The following is a 1,476-nucleotide window of genomic DNA, read 5'->3' on the forward strand; positions in this document are numbered from 1 at the left end:
CCCGCACAGGCCGAGGCCCAGGACCACCGCCAGCGACGCCCGCAGCCCCGGCCAGTCCGCCGCCACCGGCCCCGACCGGATGCCCCCGTACCGCTGCTGGCCGGCCCACCCGGAGCGCGACACCACGCACGGCCGCTCGTCGGGCGCCAGCCGCCGCAGCCCCTCGTACGCCGCCCGGGCCATGCACAGCGCGTACACGTTGTGCGCCTCGCGGTGATCACCTCCGGCGCCGTCCAGGGCGTGCCGCGCCGACCGGGGCAGGGTCCGCTCACCGAACGCGGTGAACGACGTCGGCTCGTCCTCCTCGTGCCAGAAGCCCGCGCATCCCAGCGCGAGCGGCTCCGCGTACAGACCGCCCCACCAGGCCCGCACGCGCGCGTCGGTGAGATCCGGGAAGACGGTCTCCCCGGCCGCGCCCACGCCCCGCACCACGGCCCCCGCCGCGTCCCGCACGAAGACGTCCCCGGACGCACCGCGGTCGTGGACCGAGCCGCCCGGCCCGGCACCGACCGCGGGGCGGACCGCCGACACCAGCCGGACGCCGTCCTGCCGCAGCTCGTCCGCCAGCTCCGGCAGCGCGGGGACCCCGTCCCCGCCGACGGTGAACACCTCACGCGCGCCGGGCCGGCCCGGGTCCAGGTGCACGGCGTCGAGCGGCAGGCCGTGCTCCCGGTGCCCGGCGACGATCCGGCGGACCTCATCCGCACCGCCCGCCCCGGCCCCCGCGTGATGGTGGCCGAACGCCCACCCGGGCGGGACCGCGGGCGCACCGCTCAGGGAGGCCCAGGCCAGCAGCACGCGCGCGGGCGTGCCCGCCATCACCCAGCAGCGCAGCGGACCCCCCGCCATGCGCAGCTCGCTCGTCCCGGGCCGGTCGTGCCCCGAGCCACGGCCCTCCTCGCCCTCCAGCAGCGTCACCGTGCCGTCCCACGGGTTGTCGTGGAAGACCAGATGGGTGCCCGCGTCGGCCACCACCACCTGGACCGGCATCGTGCAGGGCGGCGGACCGTCCCCGGTCCCGCCGGGGCGCGGGCCGGTGTTCCACAGCCGGTACCGGCCGGAGCGCAGCCGGGGCCCCGGCGCCCGCCCGCCGAGCCCGAAGAACCGGGCGTCGGCCGCCACCTCCGAGCGCTGCATCCAGCGGGCCGGGCCACCGCCGGCCGGTTCCCACCACCGGGGCGGCAGTTCCCGGCGCAGCAGCACCCCTCCGGGCGTGAGCACGTCCACGGCGCCCTGCCGGGACACGGCGACCGTCACCCGCTCGGCCACGACCCGCCAGCCGCCGTCCGTGTCCGGTTCGAGCACCGCCCGCGGATCCGGCTCGGGACAGGGTCCGGCCAGCGCGTACGACGGTTCGGGGCCCGCCCCGTCCCAGCCCAGGAAGACCGCCCCGCTCCCCGCGACCAGCACGCGCAGCTCGGAGCGGGCGAACCGGACGATACCGCCGCCCGGCCCGGGCACCCCCTCCCGGACCGC

The 1,476-nt window shown here is 79.1% G+C and carries 1 protein-coding gene; it reads right to left on the reverse strand.

Annotated elements, in window-relative coordinates; all coding sequences use genetic code 11:
* On the reverse strand, window positions 1-1,476 hold a 1,476-nt coding region (locus G3I53_RS28145; protein ID WP_275406527.1), incomplete at both ends, for a TIM-barrel domain-containing protein.

This window comes from Streptomyces sp. SID14436 (assembly GCF_010548465.1).
Taxonomy (GTDB): Bacteria; Actinomycetota; Actinomycetes; order Streptomycetales; family Streptomycetaceae; genus Streptomyces.